General features: G+C 67.0%; 22 protein-coding genes. 18 read left to right on the forward strand and 4 right to left on the reverse strand.

All coding sequences use genetic code 11. The features are described 5' to 3' along the window. Positions 1–7: 7 nt before the first annotated feature. The gene (gene rnd / locus HNQ73_RS01860; protein WP_183331659.1) at positions 8–1,153 is read right to left on the reverse strand and encodes a ribonuclease D; all 1,146 of its coding nucleotides are present in this window, start codon (positions 1,151–1,153) and stop codon (positions 8–10) included. 151 nt (positions 1,154–1,304) lie between these two features. On the opposite strand from rnd, the gene aspS reads away from it, so the two are divergent. The 9 genes from aspS (at position 1,305) to HNQ73_RS01905 (ending at position 11,361) form a co-directional block, all read left to right on the forward strand. Further along, on the forward strand, positions 1,305–3,113 hold the full coding sequence (gene aspS, locus HNQ73_RS01865; protein WP_183331661.1) for an aspartate--tRNA ligase: 1,809 nt from the start codon (positions 1,305–1,307) through the stop codon (positions 3,111–3,113). A 266-nt stretch (positions 3,114–3,379) separates the two neighbouring features. After that, positions 3,380–4,318 (forward strand): LysR substrate-binding domain-containing protein, encoded by a 939-nt coding sequence (locus HNQ73_RS01870; protein ID WP_183331663.1) that lies wholly within the window; start codon positions 3,380–3,382, stop codon positions 4,316–4,318. Positions 4,319–4,575: 257 nt separating this feature from the next. Next, positions 4,576–4,956 carry a RidA family protein gene (locus tag HNQ73_RS01875; protein WP_183331665.1) on the forward strand — a complete coding sequence of 127 codons (381 nt, stop codon included), beginning with the start codon at positions 4,576–4,578 and terminating at the stop codon, positions 4,954–4,956. A 1-nt stretch (position 4,957) separates the two neighbouring features. Further along, positions 4,958–6,205 (forward strand): NAD(P)/FAD-dependent oxidoreductase, encoded by a 1,248-nt coding sequence (locus tag HNQ73_RS01880; RefSeq protein ID WP_183331667.1) that lies wholly within the window; start codon positions 4,958–4,960, stop codon positions 6,203–6,205. Between the two features lie 70 nt (positions 6,206–6,275). Next, the gene (locus tag HNQ73_RS01885) at positions 6,276–7,352 is read left to right on the forward strand and encodes an ABC transporter substrate-binding protein (protein ID WP_183331669.1); all 1,077 of its coding nucleotides are present in this window, start codon (positions 6,276–6,278) and stop codon (positions 7,350–7,352) included. A gap of 7 nt (positions 7,353–7,359) precedes the next feature. Further along, positions 7,360–8,415 (forward strand): ABC transporter ATP-binding protein, encoded by a 1,056-nt coding sequence (locus HNQ73_RS01890; protein ID WP_183331671.1) that lies wholly within the window; start codon positions 7,360–7,362, stop codon positions 8,413–8,415. Between the two features lie 3 nt (positions 8,416–8,418). Beyond that, complete coding sequence (locus tag HNQ73_RS01895) at positions 8,419–9,258, forward strand: ABC transporter permease (RefSeq protein ID WP_183331673.1); 840 nt, start codon at positions 8,419–8,421, stop codon at positions 9,256–9,258. Then, positions 9,255–10,064: an ABC transporter permease gene (locus tag HNQ73_RS01900; protein WP_183331675.1), complete on the forward strand. Its 810-nt coding sequence runs from the start codon at positions 9,255–9,257 to the stop codon at positions 10,062–10,064. Before HNQ73_RS01895 ends, HNQ73_RS01900 begins: the two co-directional genes overlap by 4 nt. Before the next feature lie 40 nt (positions 10,065–10,104). After that, a complete protein-coding gene (locus HNQ73_RS01905; protein WP_183331677.1) occupies positions 10,105–11,361 on the forward strand; it encodes an NAD(P)/FAD-dependent oxidoreductase in 1,257 nt (418 codons plus the stop codon). 119 nt (positions 11,362–11,480) lie between these two features. On the opposite strand, the gene HNQ73_RS01910 is transcribed toward HNQ73_RS01905, so the two are convergent. After that, positions 11,481–12,167, reverse strand: coding sequence for a TetR/AcrR family transcriptional regulator (locus tag HNQ73_RS01910; protein WP_244649798.1), 687 nt, complete (start codon positions 12,165–12,167; stop codon positions 11,481–11,483). Positions 12,168–12,286: 119 nt separating this feature from the next. On the opposite strand from HNQ73_RS01910, the gene HNQ73_RS01915 reads away from it, so the two are divergent. The 6 genes from HNQ73_RS01915 (at position 12,287) to HNQ73_RS01940 (ending at position 18,360) form a co-directional block, all read left to right on the forward strand. Continuing rightward, the gene (locus HNQ73_RS01915; protein WP_183331679.1) at positions 12,287–12,532 is read left to right on the forward strand and encodes a putative antibiotic biosynthesis monooxygenase; all 246 of its coding nucleotides are present in this window, start codon (positions 12,287–12,289) and stop codon (positions 12,530–12,532) included. 138 nt (positions 12,533–12,670) lie between these two features. After that, on the forward strand, positions 12,671–13,555 hold the full coding sequence (locus HNQ73_RS01920) for a glycosyltransferase family 2 protein (protein WP_183331681.1): 885 nt from the start codon (positions 12,671–12,673) through the stop codon (positions 13,553–13,555). A gap of 20 nt (positions 13,556–13,575) precedes the next feature. Next, positions 13,576–14,667: an acyltransferase family protein gene (locus HNQ73_RS01925; RefSeq protein ID WP_244649796.1), complete on the forward strand. Its 1,092-nt coding sequence runs from the start codon at positions 13,576–13,578 to the stop codon at positions 14,665–14,667. 17 nt (positions 14,668–14,684) lie between these two features. Then, the gene (locus HNQ73_RS01930; protein ID WP_183331683.1) at positions 14,685–15,314 is read left to right on the forward strand and encodes a CatB-related O-acetyltransferase; all 630 of its coding nucleotides are present in this window, start codon (positions 14,685–14,687) and stop codon (positions 15,312–15,314) included. Positions 15,315–15,321: 7 nt separating this feature from the next. Continuing rightward, positions 15,322–16,017: a class I SAM-dependent methyltransferase gene (locus HNQ73_RS01935; protein ID WP_183331685.1), complete on the forward strand. Its 696-nt coding sequence runs from the start codon at positions 15,322–15,324 to the stop codon at positions 16,015–16,017. Positions 16,018–16,059: 42 nt separating this feature from the next. Beyond that, positions 16,060–18,360 carry an NADP-dependent malic enzyme gene (locus HNQ73_RS01940; protein ID WP_210304891.1) on the forward strand — a complete coding sequence of 767 codons (2,301 nt, stop codon included), beginning with the start codon at positions 16,060–16,062 and terminating at the stop codon, positions 18,358–18,360. Between the two features lie 61 nt (positions 18,361–18,421). Here HNQ73_RS01940 and HNQ73_RS01945 read toward each other — a convergent pair whose 3' ends face one another. Together HNQ73_RS01945 and erpA are read right to left on the reverse strand one after the other, a co-directional pair. Continuing rightward, positions 18,422–20,440 carry a hypothetical protein gene (locus HNQ73_RS01945; protein ID WP_183331687.1) on the reverse strand — a complete coding sequence of 673 codons (2,019 nt, stop codon included), beginning with the start codon at positions 20,438–20,440 and terminating at the stop codon, positions 18,422–18,424. Between the two features lie 130 nt (positions 20,441–20,570). Further along, positions 20,571–20,897, reverse strand: a complete 327-nt coding sequence (erpA, locus tag HNQ73_RS01950; RefSeq protein WP_183331689.1) for an iron-sulfur cluster insertion protein ErpA — start codon at positions 20,895–20,897, stop codon at positions 20,571–20,573. A gap of 99 nt (positions 20,898–20,996) precedes the next feature. Between erpA and HNQ73_RS01955 the strand changes: the two genes are divergently transcribed. The 3 genes from HNQ73_RS01955 to HNQ73_RS01965 all read left to right on the forward strand — a co-directional run bounded on the left by HNQ73_RS01955 (position 20,997) and on the right by HNQ73_RS01965 (position 25,742). Continuing rightward, positions 20,997–22,205 carry a deoxyguanosinetriphosphate triphosphohydrolase gene (locus tag HNQ73_RS01955; RefSeq protein WP_183331691.1) on the forward strand — a complete coding sequence of 403 codons (1,209 nt, stop codon included), beginning with the start codon at positions 20,997–20,999 and terminating at the stop codon, positions 22,203–22,205. Positions 22,206–22,262: 57 nt separating this feature from the next. Beyond that, positions 22,263–24,023 (forward strand): arginine--tRNA ligase, encoded by a 1,761-nt coding sequence (gene argS, locus HNQ73_RS01960; protein ID WP_183331693.1) that lies wholly within the window; start codon positions 22,263–22,265, stop codon positions 24,021–24,023. Between the two features lie 129 nt (positions 24,024–24,152). Continuing rightward, complete coding sequence (locus HNQ73_RS01965) at positions 24,153–25,742, forward strand: SPOR domain-containing protein (RefSeq protein WP_183331695.1); 1,590 nt, start codon at positions 24,153–24,155, stop codon at positions 25,740–25,742.

Raw genomic sequence — 25,742 nt, forward strand, 5'->3', positions numbered from 1 at the left:
TGGCCTGTCAGTATTCGATAATGCGCACGCGCCCGCGGTCGACGGTGAGCGCCAGGCGGCCGGCCTTCAGGGCGAGCGCCTTCTCCCCGAAGAGCTGGCGCCGCCAGCCGGAGAGGGCCGGCACATCCGCCTCGTCGTCGAGGGCGATGGCCTCGAGGTCGTCGACCGTGGCGAGGATCTTGGGCGCGACCCGCTCGTTCTCCGCCACGGCCTTCAGCAGCACCTTGAGCATCTCGATGGTGGCGCCGTTGGAACCGGCCTTGCGGCTGCGCTCGCCGAGGTTGATGGACTTCGGGTCACGCGCCAGACCGCGCGCGACGGCCGCAAGAATCTCGCTGGCCGGGCGCGAGCGCTCGAAGCCGTTGGGGATGGAGCGCAGCGCGCCGAGCGCTTCCGGCGTCGTTGGGGCATGCACGGCGATGTCGATGAGGGCGTCGTCCTTCATCACGCGCGAGCGCGGCACGTTGCGGCTGCGCGCCTCGCGCTCGCGCCAGGCGGCGACCTCCATCAGCACGAGGGCTTCCCTCGGCTTCTTGATGCGGCCCTTGAGGCGCAGCCACGCATCCTCGGGGCGGGTGTCGTAGGTGGAGGGCGCGGTGAGCACTGCCATCTCCTCGTCGAGCCAGCGCTCGCGCCCGCTCTCGGCCAGGTCCGCGCGCAGGGCGGTATAGACGGTGCGCAGGTGCGTCACGTCGGAGAGGGCATAGGCGAGCTGCTGCTCGCTGAGCGGGCGGCGCGACCAGTCCGTGAAGCGGGAGGACTTGTCGATGCGCGCCTTGGCGAGGTCGTTGACGAGCTGCTCGTAGGACACCGAGTCGCCGTAGCCGCAGACCATGGCGGCAACCTGTGTGTCGAACAGGGGGGTGGGGATGACGCCGCCGCCCTGCCAGATGATCTCAATGTCCTGCCGCGCGGAGTGGAAGACCTTCACTACGTTGGTGTCGGCCATCAGCGCGTAGAAGGGGGCAAGGTCCATGCCCTCCGCCAGCGGATCGACGAGCACAGCCTCCGCTGGGCTCGCCATCTGGATCAGGCAGAGCTTGGCATAATACGTCGTTTCCCGCAGAAACTCGGTATCCACGGTAACGAACGGAAATTTGGCGAGGCGTGCACAGGCGGCGGCGAGGGCGTCGGTAGTGGCAATCAGGTCCATGGCTCCCGCGCTATAACTCAGACTTTGACGCTTGTCGCGCCCTATCCTTGACATTCGGGCCCACTCGTGGGCTTCTCCCGCGGCCGCCCCGTTGCCGTGCGCGGGCGCTCACACACCCTTCGTCCGATCGAAGAGCCGGAACACCGTGCCCATGCATCGCTACCGTACACATACCTGCGGCGCACTCCGCGAAACCCATGTCGGCGAAACCGTTCGCCTTTCGGGCTGGTGCCATCGCATTCGCGATCACGGCGGCGTGTTGTTCATCGACCTGCGTGATCACTACGGCCTGACGCAGTGCGTCGTCGATCCGGATTCGCCGGCCTTCAAGGTGGCCGAGACGCTGCGCTCGGAGTGGGTGGTGCGCGTCGACGGCAAGGTGCGCAACCGCCCGGCCGGTACCGAGAACCCGGAGCTGCCGACGGGCAACATCGAGCTGTACATCACCGAGATCGAGGTGCTGGGCCCGGCGGCCGAGCTGCCGATGCAGGTCTTCGGCGACCAAAGCTATCCCGAGGAAACACGCCTCAAGTACCGCTTCCTCGACCTGCGGCGCGAGAAGCTGCACCGGAACATCATCAAGCGCGGCCTGATCATCGATTCGCTGCGCCGGCGCATGAAGGAGCAGGGCTTCTTCGAGTTCCAGACGCCGATCCTCACGGCCTCCTCGCCTGAAGGTGCGCGCGACTTCCTGGTGCCGAGCCGCCTGCATCCGGGCAAGTTCTACGCGCTGCCGCAGGCGCCGCAGCAGTTCAAGCAGCTCACGATGATCGCGGGCTTCGACCGCTACTTCCAGATCGCGCCCTGCTTCCGCGACGAGGATGCGCGTGCCGACCGCTCGCCCGGCGAGTTCTATCAGCTCGACATCGAGATGAGCTTCGTCACGCAGGAGGACGTGTTCCAGGCGGTGGAGCCGGTGCTGCGCGGCGTTTTCGAGGAGTTCGGCGAGGGCCGGCCGGTGACGCAGGTCTTCCCGCGCATCCCCTATGCCGAGGCCATGCTCAAATATGGCTCCGACAAGCCGGACCTGCGCAACCCCATCGTTATTGCCGATGTCACCGCCGAGTTTTCCCGCGACGACGTGACGTTCAACGCCTTCAAGAACGTCATCAAGGCCGGCGGCGTGGTGCGCGCAATTCCAGCGCCGGGGGCGGCGGCGCAGCCGCGCTCCTTCTTCGACAAGCTCAATGACTGGGCGCGCAGCGAGGGGGCTCCGGGGCTCGGCTACATCGTCTTTGAGGACGAGGGTGGCGAGCTCGTGGGTAAGGGACCCATTGCCAAGTTCGTTCCCTCCGAGGCGCAGGCAGCCATTGCACTCACGGCCGGAGTGCGGGCGGGCGACGCCGTCTTCTTCTCGGCGGGCGAGGAGGCCAAGGCCGCCGCGCTCGCCGGCAAGGCGCGCACGCGCATCGGCGACGAGCTCGGCCTCGTCGACCGCGAGCGCTTCGACCTGTGCTGGATCACCGACTTCCCGATGTTCGAGTGGAACGAGGAGGAGAAGAAGATCGACTTCTCCCACAACCCGTTCTCCATGCCGAACTTCGACCACGACGCCTTCCTGGCGCTCGACCCGGCGGACGAGAAGACCATCCTCGGTATCACAGCCTTCCAGTATGACATCGTCTGCAACGGCGTGGAGCTGTCGTCCGGCGCCATCCGCAACCACCGGCCGGACATCATGCGCAAGGCCTTCGCCATCGCCGGCTACGGAGAGGATGTGCTGGAGGCGAAGTTCGGCGGCATGCTGCGAGCGCTCTCCTACGGCGCGCCGCCCCACGGCGGTATCGCGCCGGGCGTCGACCGCATCGTCATGCTGCTCTGCAACGAGCAGAACCTGCGCGAGGTCGTGCTCTTTCCCATGAACCAGCGGGCGGAAGACCTGATGATGGGCGCCCCGTCTGAGGTCTCGATGAAGCAGCTGAGGGAGCTGCACATACGGCTCAACCTGCCGGAGAAGTGAGAGAGCTTGAAGGGCGCCTCCGGCGCCCTTTTTTCTGAAGTTGCCTCCCGCTCGTGCTGTCCGGCACGCGGGGTCAGTGTCGGCGGCAGGTGGCTCCCATCCATTTCCCGCTGGGCCGAACCTGCTCTATACCGGAGGCTATCGGGGCAAGCTGCTCCTTAAGGGGGTGACGCTCACGGGCAGGGCAGGCGGGCTCCTCGCGGTCTTGCCGGCGGGCGTGGCGTTTCCGGTGCCGGGACGCCCGCAGTTCGAGAGGTTGCGGATTCATGCCCGCGGGTCTGAAGCACAAGCATCTGGAAGCGTTTCGGGCGGTGATGAAGGCCGGGAGCATCACCGGGGCGGCGAAGCTGCTGCGGATGACCCAGCCGGGCGTCAGCAAGCTCCTGACGCAGGCCGAGCAGCTGTGCGAGTTTCCGCTCTTCGAGCGCCGCCAGGGACGGATCGCCCCGACCTCCCGCGCGCTCCTGCTCTTCGAGGAGACGGAACGGCTCTTCGTTGGCCTCGACGACATCTCCCGCATCGTGGACCGGCTGCGCGAGAACGAGCCCCACCGCGCCATCATTGCCTCCATTCCCATGCTCGCACAGGAAGTCCTGCCCGATGCGGTGAGCGAGTGGCTGCGCAATCCCGCCAACAGCCGCATCCATGTCACGACGCGCGACGCGGGCGGGGTCATGGCGGTGGTGTCGGCCCGCAGGGCGGATCTCGGCGTGGCCAAGGCGATGGACAAGGTGCCTGGCATCCGCTCGCTGCAGCTGGTCCGGTGCCGTGTGCTGTGCGCTCTGCCGCCCGGACATCCGCTGTGCGAGAAGGAGGTCATCACGCCAGCGGACCTCGACGGCCAGCCCTACATCGCCCTGTCACGCCACGAAGGGCTCCAGACGGAACTCGACTTCCTCTTCGAGCGCTACAAGGTCCGCCCGGTGGAAGTGGTGGAATGTCCGCTCATCGTGGGAGCTGGGGCCATGGCGCTCGCCGGCGTCGGCATCACCTTCCAGGATGCCCTGTCCGCGCGCAGCCTCGTGCCGCGCGGTCTGGTGCTGCGTCCTTTCGAGCCGACGGTGACCTTCGACTATCGCGCCTTCTGGGTCGAGGAGGTGCAGACACGTTTCGACCGGGCGCAGTTCCTCTATCTCCTGCGCGAGACCGCACAGAGAATTCTCGCTGAAACGGATCCGCAGAGTCCGGTGAGCCAGACCGGCTGACTTGCGCACGCGGCGTCTGGCGCGCGTATTGCTGCGGCGCGCCATAACAAAACCTACATCACTATAACGGGAATAGCAGGTGACAGCGGCCGTCCTTCCATTGCACCTTTCCAAGAAGTTGGTCGCTAGCCGGTAGTCGATCCGAAGCTGCGGATTTCCAAGCACTGGGACCCATGAGCAGCGCGGGAGCTGTCTCCCGCGCACGGTCTGGCTGCGCGTTGCGGATCGGAAAACGGCACACCGCCTGAGAGGTGCATATGTTCGAGGTCGTTAACACTGGCATCATTCCCTCCAAGGGGCCGATTTCCGGCACGGTCCGCAAGGGGCCGCTGGTTCTCACTGCGCAGATTCCGAAGGACCCGGTGACGGGCGCCGTCGTCGAGGGGGACATCACGGTGCAGACGCGCCGCACCCTCGAGAACCTGAAGATGGCGATGGAAGGGGCCGGCGGCTCGCTCGCCGACGTGATGATGGTGCAGGTTTTCCTCGTCGATTCCGCCGATTCCGCCGGCATGAACGCGGTGTATCGCGAGTTCTTCACCGAGCCCTATCCGTGCCGCGCCACCGTGGTCGTCAAGGAGCTGCTGTCGCCGGGCATGCGCGTCGAGATCATCGCCACGGCCCACATCGAGGGTTGAGATGTCGGCGGCGCGATCTGCTCTGGTCCTGGGGGGAGGCGTCGTCGGCCTGTCCGTCGCGCTCAGCCTGATCCGCAAGAACTGGCGGGTCAGCATCATCGACCCGTTCCCGTCGCCGGGCGGCGCTTCCTATGGCAATGCGGGGCTTCTGTCGCCGGATACGGCGACGCCGATCGCCCTGCCGGGCATGCTGCCCAAGGTGCCGAAGTGGCTGATGGACCCCCTCGGACCGCTGACGGTGCGTGTCAGCTACCTGCCAAAGGCGACGCCCTGGCTGTTGAAGTGGATCGCGGCCGGCCGCATCGAGCGGGTGCGGGAAATCTCCCGCGCCATGCGCGCCCTGCACAAGGACAGTCTGCAGGAGTGGCGCACTCTTCTGGGTGGCGAGTCCTTTGCGGACCTCATCCGCACGGTCGGCACCGTCCAGCTGTGGGATGACGACGCACCCAACGCCACGGCGCAGATCGAGGAAGAGCTGCGCCGTAGTCATGGTGTCGAGACGCAGCCGCTGAGCCGGGAGGAGATTTTCGCGCTCTTCCCCGGCATCACGAAGGAGACCCGCCGCGGGCTCCTGATCAAGAACAACGCCTACACGGTGAACCCGCAGCGCCTGGTGCAGACGCTTGCCCGCCAGTTCGAGGCAGAGGGCGGCACGTTCATCCGCGAAAAGGTCTACAAGCTCATTCCCGAAGGCGACGGGAAGTGGCTGGTCATGACCAACGTGGGCAACCACCGCACCGGCCATGTCGTCGTCGCCATGGGGGCCTTCTCGAAGGAGGTTCTCGCTCCGCTCGGCGTCAAGGTGGCGCTCGAGACGGAGCGCGGCTACCACGCGACGCTTCCCAACCCGAGCATCACGCTGCCGCTGCCCATCCTGCACAAGTCGCGCTCGATGGCGGTGACGCCGATGGAGGGCGGGCTGCGCGTGGCCGGAACTGTGGAAATCGGGGGCCTGCACGCGGCGCCGAACGAGGAGAGGGCCAAGGTGCTGTACAAGCGGCTGCAGCAGCTCTTCCCCGACCTCAAGTCGGACCCGCCGCAGTACTGGATGGGCTTCCGGCCCTCGACGCCGGACAGCTTGCCTGTTCTCGGCCCGATTCCGGGGAAGACGGGGCTCTACGCGTGCTTCGGCCACAGCCATTTCGGCATGACGACGTCCGCGCCCAGCGGACGGCTGCTGGCCGAGATCATCAACGGCGAGAAACCGCATCTGGATGTGACGCCGTATGCGATTACCCGCTTCGCCTGAGGGCCGCATGTGACGGTCGGCATCGAGGCGAGGGGCTTTCTGTAACCGGCACACGCCTGGGGAGGCAGAGATGAAAGGCACTATCGGTCAAAGCAAGGTTTCCCGGCGGAACTTTCTCGTCGGCGCGGGCACGCTGCTCGCGGCGCCGTATGTTCTGAAGGGCAAGGCCCTCGCGGCGGGGCAGGTGGTCGTCCGCACGCCCGGCGGCGCGTATGACGACATCATGCGCAAGTTCGTCTACGACCCCTTCACCGCGGAGACGGGCATTCAGGTCGTCCCCGTCGCAGCGACGGTGTCGAAGCTGCTGGCCATGTTCAAGGCCAACAACGTGGAGATCGACCTGATCGACACGGGCGAGGGGCCGCTCATCACGCTGTCGCGCATGGGTGCGCTTGCGCCGATCGAGTACGACAAGTGGACCTGGTCGCGCCCCGAGGACGTGGCGCCCGAGTATCGCCGCCCTGACACGGTGGCCAACTTCGTCTATTCGTCGGTTCTCGCCTTCAACACCGAGACCTTTCCCGGCGACAACCACCCCAAGAACTGGGTTGATTTCTGGGACGCCGAGAAGTTCCCCGGGCCGCGCATGCTGACCGACATGGCTGCCGGTTCGCCGAGCCTCGAGTTTGCGCTCCTCGCGGCGGGTGTGAAGAAGGAGGATCTGTACCCGATCGACATCGACCGGGCATTCAAGATGCTCACCGAGCTGCGTCCGCACATCCGCAAGTTCTGGGATAGCGGAGCGGTGTCCGCCCAGCTCCTGTCCGACAAGGAAGTCGTGATGGGCTGCATCTGGAACGGCCGCCTGCAGACGATCATCGAGAAGGGCGCCCCGCTGAACTACGTGTGGGACGGCAACATGATCCAGGTGCAGGCGCTCGGCATCTTCAAGGATTCGCCGAACCGCGCTGCGGCCCAGCGGCTCGTGGACTTCATGACCCAGCCCGATGTGCAGGCCAAGTACGTCGCGGCGCTGCGCTACGGCCCGACGAACCTGAAGGCGTTCGACCACATCAGCGCGGACCTGCTCGAGATGATGCCGGGCGGCCCGAAGTCGCGCGAGCTGGGCTTTGTCCAGAACACCGAGTGGTGGGAAGACAACCGCGACAAGGTCAACCGCGTGTGGTCGCGGTGGATCCTCGGGTAAGAAAAATATGTCCGGTATCCGTCTAGAGAACGTTTTCAAGGCGTACGGTGATGCGACGGTGGTCAGGGATCTTTCCCTGACCATTCCGCAGGGTGAGTTTTTCACGCTGCTCGGGCCTTCCGGCAGTGGAAAGACCACCACCTTGTCGATCATCGCCGGTTTCACGATGGCCGACAGGGGCAGGGTCTTCATCAACGGCCGGGATGCAACCCGTGCCGAGCCGCGGGAACGCGGCCTCGGAATGGTGTTTCAGAACTACGCCATCTTCCCGCATCTCAACGTCTTCGAGAACGTGGCCTTTCCGCTCACGGTCAAGAAGGTGCCAAAGGTGGAGATCGCCAAGCGCGTGGCCGACGCCCTCGAGATGGTCAAGCTGACCGGTTTCGAGCGGCGTTATGCCCGCCAGCTCTCGGGCGGCCAGCAGCAGCGCGTGGCGCTGGCACGTGCAATCGTCGCCCATCCGCCGATCGTGCTCATGGACGAGCCGCTCGGGGCGCTGGACAAGAATCTGCGCTACCACATGCAGATGGAAATCAAGGAGATTTCCACGCGCCTCGGCATGACGGTCGTCTATGTGACGCATGACCAGGAAGAGGCGCTGACCATGTCCGATCGCATCGCCATCATGAATGGCGGCGTGATCGCGCAGATGGGCCCGCCGCGCGAGGTTTACGAGCGGCCGCAGAGCGCGTTCGTGGCGAAGTTCCTGGGCGAGGCAGACCTCATCCGTGTGGAGCGTCAGTCCGGCTGTCTCGTCGGTCCCGGCAGCCTGCCCGTCAGGGCAGGGGAGGACAACGGCAGCCTGCAGAAAGGCCAGCTGTTCCTGCGTCCGGAAAAGGTCACACTGTGCGATCCTGGGACGGGGGAAGCCGGCTGCACCCTGCGCGGCAAGGTGCATCAGGTGGCATTTCTCGGCAACGTCATCCGCTTCGAGGTTGAGCTCGAGGACGGCACGATCATCCTGAGCGACGTTGCCAACGCCGCCGGCATCAAGAACTTCCCGGTTGGGGCCGCCGTCGACGTGACGTGGCTGCCTGAGCACGCGAGGCTTCTGGAGGACTAAGGGATGCCCCTCGGCCCACTGGCCAAATGGCTGCTTCTGGCGCCCGCCGTTGCCCTGCTGCTCGTCCTTTTCCTGACGCCCGTCGGCTGGTTCATCTCGGCTTCACTGATGGAGCTGGGCAGCTGGCAGGACATCTGGGACGAGGTCGCCGCCGTGATGGGAACGGGCGTGATCGTGCGTTCCATCATCAACACCAACGGCATCTCGCTCGCCGTCACGCTGCTGACCCTCGTGATCGGCTATCCCGTTGCCTATGCGATGACGCGCGCCAGGGGGCTCACGTTCACGCTCATCCTCGTGTGTGTCGTGCTGCCCTACTTCACCAGCACGATCGTGCGCACCTATGCGTGGATGGTGATCCTCGGCCGCAACGGCATCATCAACCAGCTCCTGCTGGGCATGGGCCTCGTCGATGAGCCGCTCCAGCTCATGTACAACCGCCTGGGCGTGCTGATCGGCATGACGTACGTGCTGCTGCCCTACATGGTCCTGACCCTGTTCGCGACCATGAAGAGCGTGGACGGGCGGCTGCTGCAGGCGGCGGCCGGGATGGGCGCGAGGCCCATGACAATCTTCACCCGCGTGTTCTTTCCGCTCACCTTCCACGGTGTCATGGCCGGCTCGCTGATCGTCTACATCCTGGCGATGGGCTTCTTCATCACCCCGGCGCTCATGGGCGGACCGGACGACCTGATGATGGCCATGCTGATCGAGCGCGAGGTCGAGCTGTCGCACAACTGGCCGGTGGCGGCGATCATGACCATCATCCTTCTGGTCATCACCCTGTCGCTCTACGCCGTTTACACCCGGTTCTCCGACTCCTCCGAGGAGAGGCTCGCATGATGGCCGGAAGCTTCCTTCGCGCCGCGCTGCTGCGCTCGGTGGTGTTCGTTATCTGCGCCACCATGCTGGCGCCGATCCTCATCGTGATGATCGTGTCCTTCTCCGGCGACGGCTATCTGAAGTTCCCGCCGCAGACCTTCTCGGACCAGTGGTATCTGCGCTTCCTCACCAACGCGCGGTGGGTCGGCTCGCTGTGGAACTCGCTGCTCATCGCGCTGATGAGCTGCGTGGTCGCCACGGCCATGGGCTTTCTTGCCGCCTATGCGATGGTGCGGGGCGCGTTCTCGATGCGCAAGGCCGTCATGGCCCTGCTGCTGATGCCGCTGATCGTGCCGCACGTCGTCACGGCCATCGCGATCTACTTCATGTCGGCTCGCTTCAACCTTATTGGTTTCAAGCCGTGGATTGCCTTGGCCCATGCGGTGGTGGCGCTGCCCGTCGTGCTGATCATTCTCCAGTCAGCGCTGAAGGCGGTGGATCCGAACCTCGAGCGGGCGGCGATGATCTTCGGCTGCGGCCGGGCGGGCGTCTTCCGCCGCGTGATCCTGCCGCTCGTCACGCCAAGCGTGGTGTCGGCGCTGCTGTTCTCGTTCCTGATCTCCTTCGACGAGCTGGTCATCTCGCTGTTCCTGGCGGGTATCCGCTCCGAGACCCTTCCGGTCAGGATCTGGAACTCGCTGATGCTCGAGGTGGAGCCTACCATCGCGGCGGTGTCCACGCTGCTCATCGCGGCGACCTGCCTGGCGCTCGTCATCGAGTGGGGCATGCGACGCTACCAGGAGCACCGGTTCGGCGCGAAGGCATAACGGCGCCGGCCGGTTCCCCAACCCTTCCAGTGGGACCCAAATGCAATCGAACTATCCAAACCGCAGCGCCGACGTCGCTGTGATCGGCGCCGGCATCGTCGGGCTGTGCTCGGCGCTCTTTCTCCAGAAGCAGGGCCAGAAGGTCCTGCTCATTGATGCCCAGCCGCCTGGCACCGGTGCCTCCTACGGCAATGGCGGCATGCTTTCGGGCATGGCCTTCGCGCCCATGTCGATGCCCGGCATGGTGTGGCACGTGCCGCGGTGGCTGAGGGATCCGCTCGGGCCGCTCGCCGTCAGCCCGGGCTACTTGCCGAAGGCCCTGCCGTGGCTGGTGAAGTGGCTGCTGGCCTCGCAGATGGGCACCGTGCGCCAGGCGAGCCGCGCCAACCTGGCCCTCAATGAGCCGTGCCTCTCGCTCTATCGGGAGCTGTTGGGCGAGGAGCTCTTCGCCCGCTACATCCGCGTGAAGGGTTCTCTGCAGATCTGGGAGAGCGACACCATCACGGTCGGCCAGAAGATTGCCGCCGAGCTGCGCCGCGAGCTCGGCCAGGAAGCCGAGGAGATGACCGGCGACCAGCTGCGCGAGTTCATCCCCGCGCTCTCCCCGAAGGTGAGGCGTGGTCTCTATTTTCCGCGCAATGGCCACACCGTTGATCCCATCGGCCTGACGACGAGCCTCGCCGGGCTGTTCGTTGCCGCAGGCGGCACGATCCTGCACGAGAAGGTCATGAAGATCCTGCCTCAGGAGGGCGGGGGCGGTATCCTGATGACGAACGTGGCCAACCACACTGCGCCGCGCATCGTCATTGCCGGCGGTGCATGGAGCAAGGCCCTTGTCGAGCCGCTTGGCACGCGGCTGCCGCTCGAGACCGAGCGTGGCTACCACATGATCATGGAGGCGGATGCGGACATTGCCTGTCCGATCATCCACCAGGATCTCGGCTGCGGCGTGACGCCCATGAACGAGGGGCTGCGCTTCGGCGGCACCGTCGAGATCGCCGGGCTCGAGCGCGCGCCCAACGAGCAGCGGGCGAAGCTGTTCGCCGACAAGGCGCGGCGCTTCTTCCCCGACGTGGTGATGCGCGAGAAGCGGATCTGGATGGGCTTCCGCCCCTCGACGCCGAAGTCTGTGCCCATCATCGACGCCTTGCCCAACTGCCCCGGCATCTTCGTCGCGGTCGGCCACGGCCACTACGGCATGATCGGCGGGCCGGCGACGGGCCGCCTCGTGGCCGATCTCGTCCTGGGTCGCATACCCTTTGTCGATCGCGAGCCCTACAGGCTCGCCAACGCCTGAATGGCGCAAGACGTCAGGGGAGGGCCGGGGCGCATGCTCCGGCCCTTCTGTTTTGCGCTGGCGCTTTCGCGCCGTTTCGAGCCACCCCTTTCGGCATGGCCTTCGTCATGCCGCGGTAACTATCTGCGCGCGCCTTCCACCATCATTTGCACGGCCCGCGCCACGTGGTCGGGGTCGTCGTCGATGCGGTTCATCAGCAGGCGGAACCAGTTGAAGCCGAAATAGAGCTCGACGAGCGCCTCGACATTGTCGGGTGCGATCTCACCGCGCTCAACGGCCCGGTCGAAGACGATCTGCAGGCGGCACATGTGCTGGGCGACGAAGCGGTCTCGCAAGGCCGCGAGCGATGCAGGGTTGGTTTGCGCCTCGGCGATGAGGGCGCGGAAAGCGCCGCCGGAGGGCGTCGTGCGCCAGAAGGCCCAGAGGGCGTTGACGAGCGTGCGCAGGTCCCGCGCCAGCGAGCCCGTGTCGGGTATAGCGATGGTGGCGGCCTTGTCCGCCTGGTAGACGGCGATGAAGAGATCGGCCTTCGTCGGCCACCAGCGATAGATCGTCGGCTTGCCGGCCCCTGCGCGCCGCGCCACCTCGTCGATGGAAAAGCCGGCGTAACCTTTTTCCTGCAGAAGCGAGCGCGCGGCGGCGATTACCGCCGCCGCGCTCGCCGGGTTGCGCCTGGCGCCGATCGAGGTGCGGCGACCACTCGCGCCCATCGCGCTGGCCGGGGAGGGGACATTGCCGTCTTGCACAACGTCCGGTGTCGCCTCGTTCGGCGCGATGCCCGGCGGCGGATGAGGGGGGCGGGACATGCAGCTCCTCCGACGTTCTTCGACACTTCTTCCACACCCTCTTAACATAACGAAACGGATCGTTTATATCTACGGACAAAACGATACGGATCGTTTTGTTTCCAATGGAGACGGTGCCGATGCCCACCGCTGCTTCTTCCTCCGTTGCTGCGCCCAGGCGGCCGTCGCGCCTCAGCTTCTCGCTCGCTCTCATTCCGGGGGCCTATGTGCTCATCACCGCCATCCTCTACGGCCTCGGCCCGCTGATGGAGGGGTGGCCCATCTTCCTGCGCACGGCTGTCATCGTGCCGCTGATGGTCTTCGGCATGGTCTATGGCGTCATCCCGCTCGTGCAGCAGCTGATGGCCAGCCGGCGCGGCGTCTGAGGGCTGCGGCCCTACGCGGGCCGGCGGCTGGCCTGCGCGACTTGTCTTGCCGCGCGATTTGCGTCAAAGCCACGACGGGCCTGCGCCCGCAGGCCTTCGTGTCCTCCGGGCCAAAGGCCCTTATCGACGGGATCTGTCTTGCCGCTCGATGCCTCGTCCGTCACGGCGGTCGTCGTTTCCCACGATTCGGCCCATTGCCTGCCCGCCTGCCTGGCGGCCGTCGCGGCCTCGGGGGTGCAGGCCATCGTCGTCGACAATGCGAGCCGCGACGGTTCCGCAGATCTCGCAGAGCGTCTCGGCGCACGGGTGATCCGCAACGCCCGCAACGAGGGCTATGGCCGCGCCAACAACATCGGCGTGCGGGCCGCAACGAGCGAGTTCGTCCTCATCATCAATCCCGATCTGGTGCTCGATGCCGGCGCGGTCGATGCGCTTCTGGCCGCGGCGCAGCGCTATCCCGATGCCGGGCTCTACGCGCCGCGCATAGAGGAGCCTGACGGGCGCTTCTTCTTCCAGGCGCGCTCGCTCCTCTCGCCCTACCTGCACAATCCGTCCGGGCGCCTCGTCCTGCCGGAGGGGGACTGCTGTACACCCTTCCTGTCCGGGGCGGCACTGTTCTGCCGAAGGGAGACATTCCTTGCGCTCGGCGGCTTCGACGAGGCGATTTTCCTCTTTTACGAGGACGACGACCTGTGCCGGCGCATGGCCGATTCCGGCCGGGCACTGGTCCATGTCCATAACGCGCGGGCCATGCACGGGCGCGGCCGCTCCAGCGCGCCGCAGCCCGGCCGTATCTTCCGGTCCCGCTGGCACCAGGCCTGGTCGCGGGCCTATGTGTCGCGAAAGTACGGCCTGCCAGACCCCGCGCCCGGCATGTTTCTCGTCAACGCGCTCAAGGCAGCGGGCGCGTGCCTCACCTTCAACCGCCGCCTCATCGAGCGCTATGGCGGCTCGGCGGCCGGTGCGCTGGCGTGGCTCAGGGGCCGCTGCGCAACGACGAAACGGGAGGTTAGTCTGGAATAGTTGCATGGGGAGGGGGGCTCATGTCTCATTCCACCGCTTGGCTGCGGGCCGGCCCGACTATCGGCGCCGCCATGGCGCGGCCTTTCGACAATATCGGCGTCATCCGGCTCGCGCTCGCCCTGGCGGTTGTGGTCTCGCATGCCTTCGGCGTCAGCACCGGCAGTATCGCCAGCGAGCCGCTCATCAGGACGACGGGATTCACGCTTGGCGGGCATGCGGTCAACGGCTTCTTCGCCCTGTCGGGCTTTCTCGTGACCCTGAGCTTCATCCGCAACGGCGTCGCTGACTATGTCATCGCCCGCTTCTTGCGGATCGCGCCTGGCTTGGTGGCGGCGACGCTGTTCGTGGCGCTCGTCCTCGGCCCGGCGCTGACGAAGCTGCCGCTTGCCGACTATTTTGGCGGCGGCGGTGTTGGGCGCTTCGTCATGACAACGCTGACGGCCTTCAAGAGCAGCAACAGCCTGCCGGGTGTGTTTACGGACAATCCGTTGCCCTTTCCGCTGGCGACCGTGTGGACCCTCAAATACGAGACGCTCTGCTACGCGGCCGTCCTGCTGTTCGGCTTCGCCGGCGCCATCCGCTACCGCGCTGTGGTGCTGGGGCTTGTCGGCGGCCTCTTCGCCGCCACCGTCGGCCTTGAGATACTTGATCCCGACGCGCCCCAGGGCGTGCAGACGGCGCTGCGGCTGCCGCTGATCTTCGCCACGGGTGCGGCCCTCTGCCTCTACCGCGATGCTGTGCCGCTGTCGGCGCCGATTCTCGTCGTCCTTGCTGGGCTGACGTGGCTTTCTGCCGGCACCGGCTCCTACAAGGCGCTGCTGTTCGTCACCACCGCCTATGCCGTCATCTGGCTCGGCTTCGCGCCCGGCCTGTCGCATCCGGCCCTGACGCTGAAATGGGACCTCTCCTACGGCGTCTATCTCTACGGCTGGCCGGTGCAGCAGACGGTCTACAGCCTCTTTCCCACCATGCCCCTTGCCGGACAGCTCGGTGCCTCCATCGTGCTGGCGATGTTGCTGGCCGGGCTTTCCTGGCTATTCATCGAGAAGCCGGCCCTGACGCTCAAGGCCCGGCTGCGGGCCCGGCGCGTGCGTTCGGCGCTGGCCTCCTGACCCGGAAAGGACCTTGCATGTGGATCGAGAAGCTGTGGCGGCGCTGGACCAATCCCCACAACCTCACGCGGATTTTCCACGCGCGTGAGGCCGCCCGCTACGGCTGGCAGATCGGCGACTACAGCTACGGCCGGCTGCGCGTACGGCGCTGGAGCGAGGGCGGACGCCTCGTCATCGGTCCCTACTGCTCCTTTGCCGACAACGTCACCATCTTCCTCGGCGGGAATCATCGCACGGACTGGGTCACGACCTATCCCTTCTCGGCCCTGCCGGAGCTGTGGCCGGAGGCCAGGGGCCTGCCGGCGGCAGAGACGACGCGCGGCGACGTCATCATCGGTGCCGACGTCTGGGTGGGCTCGGGCGCCACGATCCTCTCGGGCGTCACCGTCGGGCCCGGCGCAGTCATCGGCGCGCGGGCGGTGGTGGCCCGCGATGTGCCGGCTTATGCGGTCGTCGTCGGCAATCCAGCGCGCGTCGTGCGCCTCCGCTTCGACGAGGCGACCGTCGAGGCGCTGATTGCCGCCCGCTGGTGGGAGCGTCCGCGGGGGGAGCTGGTGCCGTTGCTGCCGCTTCTTCTCTCCGGCGATGCGGCCGGGCTGCTCGCCGCCCTTTCCGGGACGGGGAAAGGCGCCGCAGCTGGCAATTGAGGCTGGCTTGCGGCGGCGCGACCTGCTAGGCCGAATCCCCCCGTTCGGCCTGCTGACGATGCTTGACCGCTACTACGACACTGCCCGCACCGAAGTGCTGCCCTTCCTGCCTGCACGTGTCACGCGCCTGCTCGATGTCGGCTGCGGCACAGGAGCCACGACGCGGGCCGTGGCGAGCCGTCACGCCGTGGTGTGGAAGGGAGGCATCGAATATATGGATGCCGTCGCGACCCGGGCCGAGCCGCACTTCGACCGGCTGTGGCGGGGCGACGCCCAGGCGGTGGCCCTGGAGGCGGAGATCGCGCCGGGTTCGCTCGACCTCGTGCTATGCCTCGACGTGCTCGAGCACATGGCTGATCCTTGGACGATGGTGAAACGCCTGTCGGCCCTCGTCGCGCCGGGGGGGCGGCTTATCGTCTCGGTTCCCAATATCCGGCACTGGAGGTTCATCTGGCGGTTGCTGGCGAAAGGCGATTTCCGGTATCGCGATTCGGGGTTGCTGGACCGCACGCATCTGCGCTTCTTCGTCAAGGAGACGGCGGCGGAGCTGGCAACCGTGGGCGGTCTGCAACTCGTCGGCGTGCATTCGGTGCAGCGCTTTCGCTTTCCCGATGTGCGCTGGTTCCTGCTGATGCTCAGCTTCGGCCGGCTGGAGACCCTGCTCGCCAAGCAATGGCTCGTGGTGGCCGAGCGAAAACCGTGACTGGAGCTGGGCCGCAGGCGGCAGGCCCTAGGAGAGGATGGTATGGCGGACAATATCTCGCAGGATCTGAAATCTGGCGCGCTGTTCTACCACCGCAACCCGCGGCCCGGTAAGCTCGAGATCCAGCCTACCAAGCCCCTCGGCAACCAGCGCGACCTTGCGCTCGCCTATTCGCCCGGTGTGGCCGCCGCCTGTCTCGAGATCGTCGCCGATCCGGCCGAGGCCGCAACTGTCACTGCGCGGCAGAACCTCGTCGCCGTCGTCTCCAATGGCACGGCCGTGCTCGGCCTCGGCAACATCGGGCCGCTCGCCTCAAAGCCGGTGATGGAGGGCAAGGCCGTCCTCTTCAAGAAGTTCGCCGGCATCGATGTGTTCGACATCGAGATCGCGGAGACCGATGTCGACCGGCTGGTCGATGTGGTGGCGGCACTTGAGCCCACCTTCGGCGGCATCAACCTCGAGGACATCAAGGGGCCCGAGTGCTTCGAGGTCGAGGAGCGGCTGAAGGCCCGCATGAACATTCCCGTCTTCCACGACGATCAGCACGGGACGGCCATCATCGTCGGCGCGGCCGTGACCAACGCGCTCGAGCTCGCCGGCAAGAAGATCGGCGACGTCAAGATCGTCGCCTCCGGCGCGGGCGCGGCGGCCCTGGCCTGCCTCAACCTGCTCGTCTCGCTGGGGGCCAAGCGCGAGAACATCTGGGTCACCGATATCGAAGGCGTCGTCTATGAAGGTCGCGAGGTCCTGATGGACCGCTGGAAGGCGGTCTACGCGCAGAAGACCGACGCGCGCACGCTCGATGACGTGATCGGCGGTGCCGATGTGTTCCTCGGCCTGTCCGCCGGCGGCGTGCTGAAGCCTGAGATGGTGGCGAAGATGGCGGACAAGCCGCTCATCCTCGCGCTGGCCAACCCGGTGCCGGAGATCATGCCCGAGGAGGCGGTCGCGGTGCGCCCCGACGCCATGATCTGCACCGGCCGCTCGGACTATCCGAACCAGGTCAACAACGTCCTGTGCTTCCCCTATATCTTTCGCGGGGCGCTCGACGTGCATGCCTCCACCATCAACGAGGCCATGAAGGCCGCGGCAGTGGAGGCGATCGCGGCCCTTGCGCGCGAGACGCCCTCGGAGGTCGTCGCCCGCGCCTATGGCGGGGAGGCGCGCACCTTCGGCGCGGACTCGCTCATCCCCAGCCCGTTCGACCCGCGGCTCATCCTGCGCATCGCGCCTGCCGTGGCGAAGGCCGCGATGGATACGGGCGTCGCGCGCAAGCCGATTGAGGATCTCGAGGCCTACCGGGAATCGCTTGGCCGCTTCGTATTCCGTTCCGGCTTCATCATGAAGCCCGTGGTGGCGCAGGCGAAGACAGCCCCCAAGCGCGTCATCTATGCCGAGGGCGAGGACGAGCGCGTGCTGAGGGCGGCCCAGGCGGTGATCGAGGACGGCATCGCGCAGCCCATCCTCATCGGCCGTCCGGCCGTCGTCGAGACGCGGCTCAAGCGCTTCGGCCTTTCGATCCGCCCCGGCAAGGATTTCGAGCTCATCAACCCCGAGGACGATCCGCGCTACCGCGACTACGTCGCGACCTATCTCGACGTCGCCGGGCGCAAGGGTATCACGCCCGATGCGGCCAAGACGCTGGTGCGCACCAACACCACGGTCATCGCGGCGATCGCGGTGGTGCGGGGCGACGCGGACGCCATGTTGTGCGGGCTCGAGGGGCGCTTCCAGTCGCGCCTCAAACACATCCGCGACATCATCGGCCTCGCGCCCGGCGTGGGCGAGTTCTCGGCCATGAGCCTCGTCATCTCGTCGAAGGGGCACTATTTCCTCGCCGACACGCACGTGCGGCCGGACCCGAGCGCCGAGGAGATCGCCGAAATGACGATGCTCTGCGCCGAGCATGTGGCGCGCTTCGGCATCGAGCCGCACATCGCCCTGCTGTCGCATTCCGATTTCGGCTCGGCGGACACGCGCTCGGCCATCAAGATGCGCGAGGCACTGGCCCTGCTGCGCGACAGGGCGCCGCATCTGGAGGTTGACGGCGAGATGCAGGCCGACACGGCCATCTCGCAGGAGATCCGGGACCGCAAGCTGCCGTCGTCGCGGCTGAAGGGCGAGGCCAACGTGCTCATCATGCCCAATCTCGACGCCGCCAACATTGCCTTCCAGTTCACCAAGGTGCTGGCGGATGCGCTGCCGGTCGGGCCCATCCTGCTCGGGCCGGCGAAACCTGCGCATGTGCTGACGCCGACGGTGACGGCGCGCGGCATCGTCAACATGACGGCTGTTGCCGTTGTCGAGGCCCAGGCGGCGCAGCGCGAGCAGGCGACGGGCTGAAAACGAATGGAGCCGCGCCGGTCCCCGGCGCGGCTCGCTGTCCTTTCGGGCGCGTGCCCGGCTATTCGGCCTTCGCCTCGATGGTAACCTGCTGGAAGAGCGTCGCCGGCTCGCCGCCGGCGGCGGCGAAGTCGGCCAGGCCGAGGCCGGCTTCGTTGTTGGCGGTCGCCGTGATGCTGAGCGCGCCGGGCTTGGCGACGAAGCGCGATATCGCGTTGGCGAGCGTTCTGGCTCCTTCCGAATTGCCGAGCAGGGCCGGCACGATGACGGCGGCGCCCATGCCGTATTCCTTGCGCAGGTCGTCCGCCTTGCGCTTCGCCTTCTTCGCCTCCTGCTCGATGAAGCGCTCGAAGATGCCGGCGTTCTCGACGGCGAGTGACAGGCGCTTGGCCGTCGCAGCCATGAGGGCGACCTGCTGGACTGCCTCGTCGGACGAGAAGACGTCCTTCGTGATGTTGCCGAGGAGGCCCGAAACCGTCACGGTGCCCATGTCCTTGCCGCGCAGCGACAGGGTCTTGATGTCGAACTCCTGCCGGTCCGGCGACCAGGCGCCATCGAAGGCGAAGGACAGGTCCAGCGCCTCGTAGCCCATGGCGCGCAGCTCCTTGAACCCGTCCTTGTCGGTACCGGAGGGCAGCGCCATGGCGAAGCTGTCGACGCGCGCGCCGAACTCGGTGGGGATGTCGTCGACGAGATTGGCGGCCCTGAGGTCGATGGCGCCGACATTTATTCTGATCCGCTCGTCGGTCTTGGCGGTGCGCTGCTTCTTGCCGCCCTCCGCCTCATCGCCGGTGGCCGGCACGTCAATGTCGATGGCCTCCAGGCGGGCGTGACCGATCAGGGGAACGAACTTCTGGATGTCGAGGTCATCGAGATCCGTGTCGGGCGCGGCGAGGGCCTCCTTCAGCCGCTCGACCATCGGCCGCCAGACCACTTCGGAGAAGCTCATGCCGCCGAAGCGCACGTTGGCATCGGGCGTGAGGAACCGCATGCCCGCGATGGAGAAGGCCGGGCCGGTCGCTTCAGCGCCCATGGCGATGCGCTCGATCTCGCCTTCAACCGGTTTGTCCTTCTCCTCGTCCTTGCCCCTGAAGGTGAAGCCGGACGCCTCGAAGCCGCCGATCTCGAAGGCCGTCATCATGTCCACGAGGCGCGTGAAGAACACCTTCCATTCCGCCAGCGACAGTTTCTCGAAGTCCTCGACCTTGCCCAGGGCCTCGATGGTGCCGAGCCAGGAATCGGCCGTGGGGCGCGCCTTGAAGTCGCGGCCGGTGATGCGCGCGATGCTGGCCTCGTTGCCCTTGGCGTCGCGTATGGTGAAGTTCTCGATGCTGAATGCGCCGTAGAGGCGCTTCGGCTCAGTGTCGTCAGGGCCGGCCTTCTCCCCGTAGACCCGGGCGACCTGCACCGTGTCGAAATCGTCGACGGTGATGGGCCCCATCGTGCCGGTGCTGAGCTCTTCCTTCTTGCCGTCGATGCGCATTGTCACGCGCGGGATGGCGATGGCCGAGATGACGCCGGCCTTGATGTCGCGCATCTCCACGTCGTGATAGGTGACCGTCTGCTCGACCCCGCCGAGGGACTGCTCCATCGTCAGCTCGGGAATGCGCACCGTGCTCGCGGTCAGAGCCGCAAGGCGCTGAGACAGCGGCTGCGCTGCCGTCTTGTCGAAGATGCGGGCGATCGTCGCCTCGTCGAGATCCGTGCCCGAAACGAGAAGGCGGGGGATGCGGATGGTCAGGCTGTCGAAGGCGACGGTGATGCCTTCCAGCGTCACATCGCCGGCGGCGAGGGCCGACGTCCCGAGAAAGCCGTGTCCCGGCAGCGAGATCCGGTCGACCGACAGCGTCGCTCCCGACGCAGAAAGGTGCAGCCCCTTGACGGTAAGGGGGCCTGCGAGCGCTCCCGAGACGGCCTCGACCGTCCCGGCCGGTGCAAGCGTGCGCGAGAGCCGCCACGCCGCGATCTCATCTGCTACGGGCGAAGCGCCGACGAGAGCGATCGTCGCAGCGCCGGCAAGAAGAGTGCTTCTGTGCCTGCGGGCGCTGAGAACGGACCGGGCGGGTCGGAATGCGGACATCTTTGCATGCTCCTCATCAACGATGGCCCGTTCATCTAGAGGAGCAAGATTACCATCCGATGTGCGCCAGCGCAGCGCCGAGCACGCTCGCCTGCCGGCGCTGGCTGAACGGGCAGCTCCGCCCCGGGGATCAGAGCGAGAAGGACGTGCCGCAGCCGCACGAGGAGGTGGCGTGCGGGTTGTTGATCTTGAACGACTGGCCGATGAGATCGTCGACGAAATCGACGACCGAGCCGTCGATATATTGCAGGGAGATGGAATCGACCACGACGGTCGCCCCGTCCCGTTCCACGACCACGTCGTCCTCGTTGCGGTCGTGTGCGATGTCGAAGGCATACTGGAAGCCCGAGCAGCCGCCGCCGTTGACGCTGATGCGCAGCATGCTGCCCGGCGGCTCGCTCTTCAGCACCTCATTGATGCGCTTGGCGGCCCGTTCCGTCACCGTGATTGCCGACATGTCAGGCAAGATCCGTTCATATTTCGTGCCGCGAGGCTTGCCTCGCCATTCACTGAAAAGGTAAGTGCGGTGCGCGTCCGCCGCAACAGGGAGCCAGACATGCATGCGCACGGCGAGCGTTGGCGCGCACCCTACGCTTGCGATCCGGCGGCGAGCCGTGGCCGGCTGATCCGGGAGGAGGCTTCGCCGACGCGCAGCGAGTTCCAGCGCGACCGCGACCGCATCATCCATTCCACCGCCTTCCGCCGTCTCAAGCACAAGACGCAGGTCTTCGTCTATCACGAGGGCGACCACTACCGCACGCGGCTGACTCATTCCCTCGAGGTCAGCCAGATCGCCCGCGCCATCGCCCGCTCACTCGGGCTCGACGAGGACCTCGCCGAGGCGCTCGCGCTGTCGCACGACCTCGGCCACACGCCCTTCGGCCACACGGGCGAGGATGCGCTCGATGCCTGCATGGCGTCCTTCGGCGGCTTCGATCACAACGCCCAGGCGCTGCGCATCGTCACCAGGCTTGAGCGGCGCTACGCCACCTTCGACGGCCTCAACCTGACGTGGGAGACGCTGGAGGGGCTTGTCAAGCACAACGGCCCCCTCGTGGATGCTGAGGGCCGGCCCTTCGGCCGCTACGGCGAGCGCGGCGTGCCGGGAGCCATCGTGGAATACGACGAGCGCCACGACCTGTGGCTCTCGTCCCATGCGAGCGGCGAGGCGCAGGCGGCGGCCATTGCCGACGACATCGCCTACGATGCGCATGATATCGACGACGGCCTCCGGGCGGAGCTCTTCACGCTCGAGGATCTGCGGGAGGTGCCCTTCCTTGCCGAGCTGCTCGACGAGATCGCCGACCGTTATCCGGGCCTCGAGCGGCCGCGGGTCATCCACGAGCTAGTGCGGCGGGTCATTACCCGCTTCGTCGAGGACGTGATCATCGAGAGCAGCCGGCGCCTTGCGGACCTCGCGCCGGCCGATGCGGACGCCATCCGCCGGGCGAGGCTGCAGGTCATCGGCTTTTCGCCCGCGATGGCCGCGGCTGACGAGGCCATCAAGGGCTTCCTCTATCCCAACATGTATCGCCACCCGCGCGTGATGCGCATCAGGCGCGAGGCGGAGGCGGTGGTTCGCGATCTCTTCGGCAAGTTTCTGCGCGAGCCGGAACTGATGCCGGAGGAGTGGCGGCTTGACCGTGAGCGGGACGATGAGCCCCGCATTGCCCGGCGGGTCGCCGACTACATTGCCGGCATGACGGACGGCTACGCCCTGCAGGAGCATCGCCGCCTGTTTGACGCAACACCGGAATTGCGCTAGGGCGCCGCCTTCGGAAAGGGCGCCCCCGGCGCGGCTCATCTTGTCTCAAGGACGGCCATGAACATCTTCGACGCGTACCAGCGCCGCCTGACCGGCGCGATCGAGCGGCTCGTTGCCGCGGGCAAGCTGCCTGAAGGGCTCGATCTTTCTCGCGTCGTGGTCGAGCCGCCGCGCGATCCCGCCCACGGCGACCTCGCCACCAACGCTGCCATGGTGCTGGCCAAGCCCGCCGGCACCAATCCGCGCGCCCTTGCGGCTCTCATCGCCGGGGAGCTGGAGAAGGAGGAGGGCGTTACGGCCGTCGAGATCGCGGGGCCCGGCTTCATCAATCTGCGCCTCGCACCCACCGTCTACCAGGAGGTGCTGCGGGCGGTCGCCACCCTCGGCACCGACTTCGGCCGTGGAGCGCCGAAGAAGGGCAAACCCATCAACGTCGAATATGTCTCGGCCAATCCGACGGGGCCGATGCACGTCGGCCATGGCCGCGGTGCCGTCTTCGGTGATGCGCTCGCCGGGCTCCTCGCCTTCGCCGGCCACGAGGTGACGCGCGAATACTACATCAACGACGCGGGCGCGCAGGTGGAGGTTCTCGCCCGTTCCGCCTTCCTGCGCTATCGCGAGGCGCTGGGCGAGGATATCGGCGCCATTCCGGAGGGGCTCTATCCCGGCGACTATCTCAAGCCCGTCGGCGAGGCGCTCAAGGAGCGCTACGGCCGCAGCCTCCTCGACATGGGCGAGGCGGAATGGCTGCCCATCGTGCGCGATGTCGCTATCGACGCGATGATGGCGATGATCCGCGACGATCTTGCCGCGCTCGGCGTCGTCCACGATGTCTTCTTCTCCGAGCGCACGCTGCACGGCAAGAACGGCGGTGCCATTGCCGAAACCATCGAGAGCCTGCAGGAGCGCGGCTATGTCTACCGCGGGCGCGTTCCGCCGCCCAAGGGCCAGCTTCCCGAGGACTGGGAGGATCGCGAGCAGCTTCTCTTCCGCGCGACCGATGTCGGTGACGACATCGACCGGCCGCTGATGAAGTCGGACGGCAGCTACACCTATTTCGCCGCCGACGTCGCCTATATGCGCAACAAGTATGAGCGCGGCTTCCGCGAGCTGATCTACGTGCTCGGTGCCGATCACGGCGGCTACGTCAAGCGCCTGCAGGCGGTGGGCCGCGCCATCGGCGGCGACGCACTTGAGGTCGTTGTGCTCCTGTGCCAGCTCGTCAAGCTGCTGCGCGCCGGCGAGCCGGTGAAGATGTCCAAGCGGGCAGGGGATTTCGTCACCCTGCGCGAGGTCATCGACGAGGTGGGCCGCGACGCGGTGCGCTTCATGATGCTGTTCCGCAAGAACGATGCGCCGCTCGACTTCGATCTCGCCAAGGTGGTTGAGCAGTCGAAGGACAACCCCGTCTTCTATGTGCAGTATGCGCATGCGCGCTGCGCGTCGGTATTCCGGCAGGCGGCCGAGGCCTTCCCCGATCTTGATGTGCGCGGTTCGGCGCTCGCGGGTGCAGACCTCGCCATGCTGGACGATGCAGCAGAGATTGATCTCGTCAGGCAGATCGCGCAGTATCCGCGCGTGATCGAGAGTGCGGCGGCGTCGCACGAGCCGCATCGAGTGGCGTTCTACTTGCACGAGCTAGCCAGCGCCTTCCATAGCTTATGGAACCGCGGCAAGGAGTCACCCCAATTACGGTTTGTTAATCAAACCGACCGAAAGTCGACCTTGGCGAGGCTGGCGCTCGTGCATGCGGTGCGGTCGATCCTTGCGTCGGGACTTGCGGTGCTCGGTGTAGCCGCTCCCGAGGAGATGCGTTGAACGCGACCTGCGTCGCGCTGCCGTAGGCATGGGGGCCGGTGCGCGTCGACTGGTCGAGCGATCGGCGCGCTGGTCATGGTCTGCGTGCGGCTGCATGGGCGGTCGGCGCAAGGAGTGCGGACAAGGCCCATGAACGAAACAGCCAAATCACGCTTCCTGCTCGATCTCGACGATCTGGAGCGGCAGCTGCGCCAGCCGTCCGAGGATGAGCGCAGCTTCGGTCCCGCCCCCGGCTCCGGCGCCGCCCCCGGCTTCGGCGGTGGCCAGGGCTCCCGTGTCGACGACCCGCTGGCGGAGCTTGCGCGCATCGTCGGGCAGGAGGACCCGTTCCGCGACCTCTTCAACGCGCCGCCCCGGCCGGCGGCGCCACCGCGCATGGAGCCGGCCTTCGATTTCGGCGACGTGCCGCTGCGCGGCGCCCAGCAGGACTTCTCCCGGGCCGACGGGCGGGCGCCCGATCCCTTCGAGGCCGCGTTCGAGAAGGCGTTGCTCGGGGACGATCCGCTGCCGGCGGCCGGCAATGCGACCAGGCGCTCCGACGATGACTTCCGGCCGGACGACTGGGACGCGCTCGCAGGCCGGCGCGCCGCGGAGCCGGAGCTGGCGGATGATGTGGAATATCCCCTGGCGCCGGTTAGTGCCTACGATCCGCGGTCGTTCGACCTCGACCAGGACTATGTCGATGAGAGCCGGGGTGACGATGAAGGGGTCGATGAGGAGGTTGAGCCGGCGCGGCGCAGCCGCAAGGGGCTGATCGCCGTCGCGTCCGTGTTCGCCATGGCGGTAGCAGGCGTCGCCCTCGCGCTCAACTACACCGGCAGGGATGAGGCAGAGGGCGAGCCGCCCCTGATCAAGGCCGCCGCCGAGCCAGTGAAGGTCGCGCCGCAGAATCCGGGCGGAGTCGACATTCCCAACCAGAACAAGCAGATCTACGAGGGCAGCAATGCGGCGCGCAAGCCGGCGGACGCGAACGTCGTGCGCCAGTCTGAGCAGCCGGTCGACGTCAATGCGCTGCTGCGTGCCAATGCAGCCCGCGCCTCCCAGGGGCAGCCGAATCCCGATGACGTGCGCCTGACGCTGCCGGAAGGGCTGGAGCCGCCGAGCCAGACGATTCCGGGGCTCGGCGAGCCGCGGCGCGTCAAGACCGTCGCCGTGCGGCCCGACGGCAGTGTCATCGACGCCGGGCAGCCGGTTCCGGCGGAGGCTCCCGCTGGGGCGCAGCAGCCTGCCCCGCAGCCCGAGCCTGCGACCGAGACCGCGGCCGCGGCCGCGACGCCTTCGCCGCCCGAGCCCGCCCCGCAGATGGCGGCCGAGCCGCCGCGGCAGCCGGCGCAGCGCTCCGCGCCGCTTTCCATCGTACCGCAGGCCTCCCAGGCCCAGCCCCGACCTGCGCCGGCGCAGCCGGCGCGCGTGGCGGCGGCGGATCCGGTGGTGCCTGCGCCTGACACGCGTCCCGCCGTCGGAACGGCACCGCGCGGTGGCGATTTCGCGGTGCAGCTCGCGGCCCGGCCGACGGAGGCGTCAGCGCGCGAATCCTTCGCCCAGCTGCAGCGCCGCTATGCAGACCTCAGCGCCTACCAGCCGATCATCCGGAAGGCCCAGGTCGGCGAGCGCACCGTCTATCGCCTGCGCGTCGGCCCCATGAGCCGGGAGGAGGCGACGAACCTTTGCTCATCGCTGCAGGCCCAGGGGGGCGACTGCTTCGTGGCCCGCAACTGA

The organism is Chelatococcus composti (assembly GCF_014201415.1).
GTDB classification, from domain to species: Bacteria; Pseudomonadota; Alphaproteobacteria; order Rhizobiales; family Beijerinckiaceae; genus Chelatococcus_A; species Chelatococcus_A composti.

What these genes read in the sequence shown, in the direction of transcription:
- rnd (WP_183331659.1), bottom strand. Translation starts at nt 1,153, where the DNA reads ATGGACCTGATTGCCACTACCGACGCCCTCGCCGCCGCCTGTGCACGC.
- aspS (WP_183331661.1), top strand. Translation starts at nt 1,305, where the DNA reads ATGCATCGCTACCGTACACATACCTGCGGCGCACTCCGCGAAACCCAT.
- HNQ73_RS01870 (WP_183331663.1), top strand. Translation starts at nt 3,380, where the DNA reads ATGCCCGCGGGTCTGAAGCACAAGCATCTGGAAGCGTTTCGGGCGGTG.
- HNQ73_RS01875 (WP_183331665.1), top strand. Translation starts at nt 4,576, where the DNA reads ATGTTCGAGGTCGTTAACACTGGCATCATTCCCTCCAAGGGGCCGATT.
- HNQ73_RS01880 (WP_183331667.1), top strand. Translation starts at nt 4,958, where the DNA reads ATGTCGGCGGCGCGATCTGCTCTGGTCCTGGGGGGAGGCGTCGTCGGC.
- HNQ73_RS01885 (WP_183331669.1), top strand. Translation starts at nt 6,276, where the DNA reads ATGAAAGGCACTATCGGTCAAAGCAAGGTTTCCCGGCGGAACTTTCTC.
- HNQ73_RS01890 (WP_183331671.1), top strand. Translation starts at nt 7,360, where the DNA reads ATGTCCGGTATCCGTCTAGAGAACGTTTTCAAGGCGTACGGTGATGCG.
- HNQ73_RS01895 (WP_183331673.1), top strand. Translation starts at nt 8,419, where the DNA reads ATGCCCCTCGGCCCACTGGCCAAATGGCTGCTTCTGGCGCCCGCCGTT.
- HNQ73_RS01900 (WP_183331675.1), top strand. Translation starts at nt 9,255, where the DNA reads ATGATGGCCGGAAGCTTCCTTCGCGCCGCGCTGCTGCGCTCGGTGGTG.
- HNQ73_RS01905 (WP_183331677.1), top strand. Translation starts at nt 10,105, where the DNA reads ATGCAATCGAACTATCCAAACCGCAGCGCCGACGTCGCTGTGATCGGC.
- HNQ73_RS01910 (WP_244649798.1), bottom strand. Translation starts at nt 12,167, where the DNA reads ATGTCCCGCCCCCCTCATCCGCCGCCGGGCATCGCGCCGAACGAGGCG.
- HNQ73_RS01915 (WP_183331679.1), top strand. Translation starts at nt 12,287, where the DNA reads ATGCCCACCGCTGCTTCTTCCTCCGTTGCTGCGCCCAGGCGGCCGTCG.
- HNQ73_RS01925 (WP_244649796.1), top strand. Translation starts at nt 13,576, where the DNA reads ATGTCTCATTCCACCGCTTGGCTGCGGGCCGGCCCGACTATCGGCGCC.
- HNQ73_RS01930 (WP_183331683.1), top strand. Translation starts at nt 14,685, where the DNA reads ATGTGGATCGAGAAGCTGTGGCGGCGCTGGACCAATCCCCACAACCTC.
- HNQ73_RS01940 (WP_210304891.1), top strand. Translation starts at nt 16,060, where the DNA reads ATGGCGGACAATATCTCGCAGGATCTGAAATCTGGCGCGCTGTTCTAC.
- HNQ73_RS01945 (WP_183331687.1), bottom strand. Translation starts at nt 20,440, where the DNA reads ATGTCCGCATTCCGACCCGCCCGGTCCGTTCTCAGCGCCCGCAGGCAC.
- erpA (WP_183331689.1), bottom strand. Translation starts at nt 20,897, where the DNA reads ATGTCGGCAATCACGGTGACGGAACGGGCCGCCAAGCGCATCAATGAG.
- HNQ73_RS01955 (WP_183331691.1), top strand. Translation starts at nt 20,997, where the DNA reads ATGCATGCGCACGGCGAGCGTTGGCGCGCACCCTACGCTTGCGATCCG.
- argS (WP_183331693.1), top strand. Translation starts at nt 22,263, where the DNA reads ATGAACATCTTCGACGCGTACCAGCGCCGCCTGACCGGCGCGATCGAG.
- HNQ73_RS01965 (WP_183331695.1), top strand. Translation starts at nt 24,153, where the DNA reads ATGAACGAAACAGCCAAATCACGCTTCCTGCTCGATCTCGACGATCTG.